Below are 7485 nucleotides of genomic sequence, written 5' to 3'. Positions count from 1 at the left end.
CATTCAAAAAGGAAGTGAACCATGAAACAAGTTCTGAACATGCAGGCCCTGCGTCCCACGTCCACCGACCGCGCCGGGAGTTGGAGCACCATCAGCAACTACTGCGGCAGCATCCAGTTGTCCTGAAATTCCCGAAGCTGACCGCCTGAAGTTGCCCACCAAGCCCTCATTCAAAAAGGAAGTGAACCATGAAACAAGTTCTGAACATGCAGGCCCTGCGTCCCACGTCCACTGACCGCGCCGGGAGTTGGAGCACCATCAGCAACTACTGCGGTAGCAACCAGCTGTCCTGAAGTTCCCGAAGCTGACCGCCTGAAGTTCCCCACCAAGCCTCCATTCAAAAAGGAAGTGAACCATGAAACAAGTTCTGAACATGCAGGCCCTGCGTCCTACGTCCACCGACCGTGCCGGCAGCTGGAGCACCATCAGCAACCACTGCGGCAGCAACCAGTTCGCCTGAAGGCGTGATGACCAGCGTGCGCGTGCAGGACGTCTTGAAATACGTCCAAACCTACGTCCCTATCCGGCCGGCGTATGCCAATTCGGATTAACCACAACCAGGGGCGCAATTGCGCCCCTTTTTTTATCCCCCAATAAGAGAAACCTTAACGAGACCAGGAGGCTTTATGACCAGTGGCGCGAACCTTACCCCCGCACGTTTTAATTTCCAGCAGGTTGTTCGTCATCTTCATCTCCGCTCGGAATTTTATGAACCTTTTGAGCGGTATCAGCCCAGTGAAGAGTTTGTGGCCGCTGCACAACGGCAGCTTCCACTGACCACCCGGATTGTGCGTGAATCATTCTGGACGCACGCGCAGCCCATCGGCGCTGACGTGCCGATGCAGGGCTGGAAAATTCACGTCTCCGCCACGCATAAAAACGCGGTTGAAATCCTGGAGAGGGTGACCCGAACATGCAGTGACGCACGCGTTCCATTCAAATTCGCCAGTGATCCCTTCGTGTTGTCCCTGCTCCTGGGGAAGGGCTGTGCCCGCGGCTCCAGCGGCAAATTCATGACGCTGTATCCTCGTGACGAGGAGCAAGCGCAGGCCCTCCTGGAGAAGCTGTACGCCGAATTGCAGGGATTTGACGGTCCCTACATTCTTTCCGATCGCCGTTTCCGGGACTGTGCAGTGCTGTACTACCGTTATGGAGGCTTTACGCCCATCATCCGGCGTGATCCGGACGGTCAACTGACATCTTACCTGATTCGTCCTGATCTGGGCCTGGAAGTCGATGAACGCACGCCTCATTTTCAGGTGCCCGACTGGCTGAATGACCCTTTTCAGGCTGAAGAGCCGGAAGAAGAAGGCAGTCTCTTACATGGGCGATATGAGATTCAGCAGGTCCTGAATTACTCGAATTCGGGTGGCGTATACCTAGCAGTCGATCACACCACCGGAATGACCGTTGTGGTCAAGGAAGCCAGACCTCACGTGAACTCCAGTGTTTCTGGACAGGACGCTGTTGAACAGTTGCGCAAAGAACACCGACTGCTCACGCTCCTGAGCGGTTCAGACGTCACTCCCGAACCCATCGAACTGTTTTCAGAGTGGGAGCATACCTTCCTGGTTCAAACGTTTCTGACGGGGATATCGCTCCACGAGTTCACTGGAAAGCACAGTCCTGTCATCCGCACCGCTCATCAGCCCGAAGAGCTGAACGCGTGGTTGCACCTGTGGCGCTCTGTGGCGCTGGCGGTCATACGGGCCGTGAATGTCCTTCATGGACGTGGCGTGGTCTTTGGCGATCTTTCCCTGAACAACGTCTTGGTTTCGGTGGAAGACGGCCGCTGCACCGGAGCCTGGTTGATTGACTTCGAGGGAGCTGCTGAAGCGGGTGTGGATCCCGAAATCAATATGTTTACACCAGGATTTGACCGTCCGGGACGTAATGGCAGGTCATACATGGACGTGGCCGATGATCATTACGCTCTTGGGGCGCTGCTGTTCAGCATGTTGCTGCCGGTGGCTGTTCTGACCAATGTCAAACCTGATGCACTTGACGTGTTCCTGACTGAATTCACTCAGGATTTCGGCTTGCCGGATCCGTTCGTATCTGTCATTCGGCAACTGCTCGGCTCAGGCGGCACGCTGAAGCTGGAGGCACTGATCGCCCGGTTAGAGGACTGGAGTGGAGTGGCCGGCCGTCCAGGCATTCTGACGGTGCCGCAGCCACTTTCAAACGAGCAATTGCAGCGCACCGTCCTGAGTACCCTGCACCATACAGTCAAAACGGCAGAGTTCCACCGTCAAGATCGTCTGTTTCCAGCCGCGCCGCAACTGGCCCACGGTCTCAGCCTGGACCATGGGGCCCTGGGGGTAGCGGCCGTCTTGCAGGTCGTCCGGGGACAGGTGCCACAGGACGTTCGTCAGTGGATTCGGGAGCAGCCGCTGGCAGCGACCACCTCACCGGGTCTATTTAGTGGGCTGGCGGGGATCGCCGTCGGCCTGGCCAGCATGGGTGAGCGGCGCGCTGCCGAGCGTGCCTATCAGCTGGCCCGTCGGCATGATCACCTGTACGCCCGCGTACACCTCCACGGTGGCGCGAGCGGTTTTGGTCTGGCCAGCCTGATGCTGTTCTTGCAATGGGGAGAGGACACCTATCTCCAGGACGCCAGGCGCGTCGGAGACATCCTGGAAGCGTCCGCACAGTGGTCAGGCAACCAGGTGTCGTGGCCTGAGTTTGGGCCACAAGAAGTGGGGCTTGGGTACGGCTACAGCGGCGTGGCGCTCTTCTTGCTGTACCTGCATGGCGTGACGGGCGAGGCGCGGTACCTGCGGCTTGGGGAAGCGGCGCTGGCTGAAGATCTGTCGCACGGGCGAGAGCTGGAAGGCGGCGCACTCGGGTTTTCCGATCAACCGGACGGGGCCATTCTGTACCCGTACTGGTTGACGGGCAGCGCCGGTGTGGGAAGTGCGGTGGCGCGTTACTACCACGTCACCCGCGATCCTGCGTATCGCAACCAGGCGGACCGGATTCGGCTGGCCACCACAGCGAAATACAGCGTGTTCCCAGGCTTCTTTATGGGACTGGCTGGTCTGGGCATGTCCCTTCTGGACGCCGCACAGTTCCTCGGGGATCCGTCGTACCTCGAAGACGCGCACCGAACAGCCCGCGGAATCCTGTTGTTCAGTGTGAAAAAAGAGCAGGGGCTGACCTTCCCAGGTGATTACCTGCACCGCATCAGTACGGATCTGGGGAGTGGCAGCAGTGGGATCGCCCTGTTCCTGCACCGCCTGGCACATCAGACCGGCAATCCACTCTTCCCCGATGCTGTCCTGCTCGGGCGTGAAGGGGCGCGGGCATGAAGCGGGCCTGGAAAGCGGACTGGGCCCTGATGATCGGCCCACATACCCGCCAGTACGTTCTGGCCCTGCTCTGGACGGGGACCATCGCGTTCCTCATGACGGCCCTTAATCCACTGGCCACACGCCTGATCTTCGACGTGGCCGTGGCTCAAAAACGTCTGGACTGGCTGGTGGGTATCGCCGCCGCCTCATTAATCGTGTTCAGTCTGCTGCGGTGGTGGGACTTCCAGTGTGGACAGTACCAGCAGCGACTGACCAATCGCCTGAGTGCGGATCTCACACAGCGGATGGTGGCGGGGTATTTCCGCCTGCCCCCAGCGTCCGTGGCGAAGCACAGTGACGGATACTTCGTCGCCCGCACCATGAGTGAAGTGGAAAATACGGTGACCCCTGCCGTCAGTGCAGGAGTGCAGCTGCTCCGGGCCGTCATGATTCTGGTGACGGCGGTGGTGACCGTGCTGATCTTGTCCTGGCAACTGACCAGTGTGCTGCTGATCATCACGCCCGCACTGCTCCTGCTCGCACGGCACTTCGCGGCCCGACTCCACCAGGATGCCAATGATGTGCAGGAGAACACCGCTGCACAGCAGGAAGTACACTCGGCCGCCATAGGTTCATACCGAACTGTACGGATGTTTGGTTTCGAGGGGCTGGCTCTTCAGCAACTGATGCGGTCCGTTGATCGGCGATTGGACGCTGTGTATACGCTCGGGTACCGGTCCGGGAAGTACGGCACCTTGAGCCGAATCACACTCAGTATTGCGGAATTGCTCGTGCTGATGCTGGGTGGCTACGCAGTCATGACGACCTCCCTGACGCTGGGCAGCCTGATGGCCTACATGACCGCGTACTGGATGGCCGTTAGCGCCGTGCAGACGCTGATTGATCTCCTCCCAGATGTGCAGATACTGCGGTCAAACATCTGGCGGTTGGCGGACATGCTTGACCAGGCGGACGAGGTGCAGCCTCCGCTCCCAATTCCAGCACCAGGGCAGGCCATCACGTGGCAGAACGCCGCTTTCGGACAGGGCGAAGTCCCCACACTGACGGGAGTGAATCTGGATGTTCCGAGCGGCAGCCGCGTTCTGATTCGGGGAGCCAACGGTGCTGGGAAAAGCACACTCGCCCTGACGGCCTTGTCCCTTCTTCCACTTCGGCAGGGCTCGGTCAGCCGTGTCAAGGACGTGAGTGGTCTGGTCGAGCCTGTGGTTTTCCCAGCACTCCCTCTGAAGGACCTGACCACCCAGTTTGATGGTCATGACGTACAGGCTATGGCCGAGCCGCTGGGTCTGTTGCCCCTGATGAATGCACGCTATGACGAACTGTCGCTGGGACAACGCAAGAAATTCGCCCTGATGATGACATTGTTAAAGCCTGCGGAACTGTACGTATTCGACGAACCACTTGCCAATCTTGATGACGCAACGCAAGTTCAGGCGCTTGAAATGATCATGGAGCATACCCAGGGGAAAACCGTGCTGGCTATCATGCATGATTCGGCAAATGTTCTTTCAAAGTTCGACATTGTGGCCGAAGTGGTAGCTGGGAGCCTGGAAGTAGAGATTCGCCCCGAGGGTTCCCGGCGGATGGGTCCTGTAGACGCAGTCATGGCCCCCCTGATGGCGTGACAGAAATGAATAGAAAGCGCCCCCTTTTGGTGGCGCTTTCTATTTGTCCACTGGAGACGCTTCTGGAGGCCACCAAAATCCGGGGGCGAGCAGCGCAGCGATTCAAGGGGCAGAGGCGGCGGAGTCATATTCGACACGCCGTATCCTGTTGTCCGTTCACACTGGGAGGTTTTTGCCTCCGCTTTTTGCAGCGCTCCAGCAATGATCTGTCAAGGGTTTGGTGGTTCTTGCACACTTTTGGTGCATCCTCGTCTACCCGTGATGTTATGAGGGATGATTGATCTCGAGCTGCTTTCCGCAGCGCTCTTTCCAGACAGCGCACTCACCATCCTCTCGATCTCGCAGGGAAACGATCAGCATCTGATCGTTTCTGCCAGAACTTCTGGGGGCCAGCCGGCATGTCCCTGCTGCCAGACGGTATCCACCAGTCTTCACAGCCACTACCCGAGAACGCTGGCCGACTTGCCATGCTTTGGTCAGGGTGTTCAATTTCAACTCTGTGTCCGGCGGTTTCGCTGTCGAGAACGTACCTGTCCCCGACAGGTGTTTTGTGAGCGCCTTGACGGCGTTGCGCTGCGGTCGGCACGGATGACTGAGCGGCTCACCGGTACCCTTCAAGGAACAGCGCTTCAGAGCGGGGCGAGCGTCGGTCGGCGTATCGGGCGAACCTGGGGCATTCACCGTTCTCGCACCACGTACTTGCGGGTCATGCGTCGCATGACCCCTGTGCCACGGATAAAGCCCCTCAAGTACATCGGTGTCGACGATTTTGCCTTCAAGCGTGGTTCGCTTTACGGCACGCTGATCATTGATCTGGAGACCGGTCAGCCGGTCGAAGTCCTCCCTGATCGGACGGCCACGACACTGGCCCACTGGCTCCGGGACCATCCTGAGCTTGAGCTGGCGACGAGGGACCGGTCCACCGAATATGCTCGGGGACTGACTGAGGGTGCGCCCCAGGCCCAGCAAGTTCTGGACCGCTGGCATCTGGTCAAGAACCTTCGGGAAGCGCTGGAACGCCAAGTTCAGCGGTATCAGAAGGAGATGAAGCTGGCGCTCGTCCTGGAGGGGGAGCACACCGTGCTCCCCCTTTGCTCTCACTCAGCCGAACAATCGAGTCAGGACGTCACTGTGCAGAAACAAGCGCAATATGCCAAGCTGTACGCCCAATTTCAGCGAGGGCACAGTATCGCGGCCATCGTCAGAGCGACGGGCGTCCACCGGGCGACTGTTCACCGGGCCATTCGGTGCCAGGGACAGGTCAGTCGGCGGCGGCATGCCCGGCCCGCTGGGATCCTCACGCCGTTTCAAACGATCCTGATTGAGCGCTGGGAGGCTGGCTGCCGGAATGCCAGCCAGCTGTACCGTGACCTCGTTCAAGCGGGCTATGCGGGTTCAAAGCGCCGCGTGATTCTGTGGGCCCAGGAGCGACGGGAGGTTCCTACACCGACGACGCCCGGCCCATTCAGAACGTCTGCCCTCAGAAATCGACGTTCTGAAGTTGGACAAAGCAGCTCAGCATCGTCGCTGACAGTGAAAGCAGCATCCTGGCTGCTGTTTTCGCTTCCTGAAGATGTTGAGGAAGACCAGCAGGGACTCATCAAACGGCTCCAAACCTGTGCGCCACTTCGCCAGGCCCAGGAACTCGTCCACTCGTTCCGGACCATGCTTCGTACCCGTCACGGTGAGAGCTACCCGTCCTGGGCCGAGCAGGTTCAGGCCAGTGGGCTGACCGAACTGATTAATTTTGCCAAAGGTCTTCAGCGAGAAGGGTCAGCGCTGCTCGCAGCGCTAACCCTTCCTTACAGCAACGGCCCGACAGAAGGAGCGGTCAACCGGCTGAAGACCATCAAGCGGCCAATGTATGGCCGGGCAGGCTTTGATCTCCTGCGACTCCGTGTCCTTTCGGGATAACCGCATGCACCAAAAGCGTGCAAGAACCACCAAACCCTAACAACATCAGCCCCCACCCACTGTCTTAAGATCTGGTCCCTTGCCCGAGGGCATAATATGGGTCGCCCTCTCGTCTAGGGCAGGCTGTTATTCCAGGGCGACTCAAGACCACCACGCTGCCCCCAAATCGGTGGCCGACTGGCAGGTGAAGTGACGGGCACGGGAGGAGAGCCATCAAGCGCCGCAAAACGTACCGCCAACGCCGTGACCCACATACAGGCAAGCGCCTGCTGGCGCACCGCGTGGTGGCGGCGCAGCGTATCTGATTAGCGCCGAAGGGCCATCAGCACGGCTACGGGATCCTCGCCCCGCAGGCGGGCCGTTTCCACCACGCTCTTGATGCGGGTGTAGGTGGTAGCCCCCAACAGATTTTTGCTGCACTGAGAGACTTTCCTCGCCATCACTACGCTCCGCAGGGCACGCTCTGCGGCGTTGTTAGTGGGCGGAATTTCTGGGTCGATCAAGAAGTGCAGCAAGCGGCCTTGACGATGCTGTTCCAGGAAACCCCGTCTCAATCGCTCATTGGTCTTGGTCTTCAGGGGGGAACGGTCAAGCAGATGATCCAAGCGCAGGGTGAGAGACTCACCCTGCTG

7 protein-coding genes are annotated in these 7485 nt (G+C 59.2%); 6 read left to right on the top strand and 1 reads right to left on the bottom strand.

What is annotated here, in order from left to right; genetic code table 11:
* Positions 1-21 precede the first annotated feature (21 nt).
* The 6 genes from BOO71_RS28380 (at position 22) to BOO71_RS14465 (ending at position 6853) form a co-directional block, all read left to right on the top strand.
* Entirely contained in the window at positions 22-126 is a 105-nt protein-coding gene (locus BOO71_RS28380; RefSeq protein ID WP_254843171.1) for a class III lanthipeptide, read from the top strand.
* Between the two features lie 62 nt (positions 127-188).
* Positions 189-293, top strand: a complete 105-nt coding sequence (locus tag BOO71_RS28375) for a class III lanthipeptide (RefSeq protein WP_254843170.1) — start codon at positions 189-191, stop codon at positions 291-293.
* A gap of 62 nt (positions 294-355) precedes the next feature.
* On the top strand, positions 356-460 hold the full coding sequence (locus BOO71_RS28370; RefSeq protein ID WP_217694900.1) for a class III lanthipeptide: 105 nt from the start codon (positions 356-358) through the stop codon (positions 458-460).
* A 166-nt stretch (positions 461-626) separates the two neighbouring features.
* On the top strand, positions 627-3311 hold the full coding sequence (gene lanKC, locus BOO71_RS14475; protein WP_075833594.1) for a class III lanthionine synthetase LanKC: 2685 nt from the start codon (positions 627-629) through the stop codon (positions 3309-3311).
* Entirely contained in the window at positions 3308-4939 is a 1632-nt protein-coding gene (locus BOO71_RS14470) for an ABC transporter transmembrane domain-containing protein (RefSeq protein WP_083653448.1), read from the top strand. The genes lanKC and BOO71_RS14470 overlap by 4 nt, the downstream gene beginning before the upstream one ends.
* Before the next feature lie 273 nt (positions 4940-5212).
* Positions 5213-6853, top strand: coding sequence for an ISL3 family transposase (locus BOO71_RS14465; RefSeq protein ID WP_075833592.1), 1641 nt, complete (start codon positions 5213-5215; stop codon positions 6851-6853).
* A gap of 305 nt (positions 6854-7158) precedes the next feature.
* On the opposite strand, the gene BOO71_RS14460 is transcribed toward BOO71_RS14465, so the two are convergent.
* Positions 7159-7485 (bottom strand): IS66 family transposase (locus BOO71_RS14460; protein WP_139322954.1); only part of this gene is annotated, 327 nt, incomplete at its 5' end.

The organism is Deinococcus marmoris (genome assembly GCF_001949125.1).
Classification (GTDB): domain Bacteria; phylum Deinococcota; class Deinococci; order Deinococcales; family Deinococcaceae; genus Deinococcus; species Deinococcus marmoris_A.
Note: the sequence above shows the minus strand (reverse complement) of the source record. Positions and strands in the feature narration are given on the sequence as shown.

Coding starts and splice junctions, on each gene's coding strand:
- BOO71_RS28380 (WP_254843171.1), top strand. CDS start 22: ATGAAACAAGTTCTGAACATGCAGGCCCTGCGTCCCACGTCCACCGAC.
- BOO71_RS28375 (WP_254843170.1), top strand. CDS start 189: ATGAAACAAGTTCTGAACATGCAGGCCCTGCGTCCCACGTCCACTGAC.
- BOO71_RS28370 (WP_217694900.1), top strand. CDS start 356: ATGAAACAAGTTCTGAACATGCAGGCCCTGCGTCCTACGTCCACCGAC.
- lanKC (WP_075833594.1), top strand. CDS start 627: ATGACCAGTGGCGCGAACCTTACCCCCGCACGTTTTAATTTCCAGCAG.
- BOO71_RS14470 (WP_083653448.1), top strand. CDS start 3,308: ATGAAGCGGGCCTGGAAAGCGGACTGGGCCCTGATGATCGGCCCACAT.
- BOO71_RS14465 (WP_075833592.1), top strand. CDS start 5,213: ATGATTGATCTCGAGCTGCTTTCCGCAGCGCTCTTTCCAGACAGCGCA.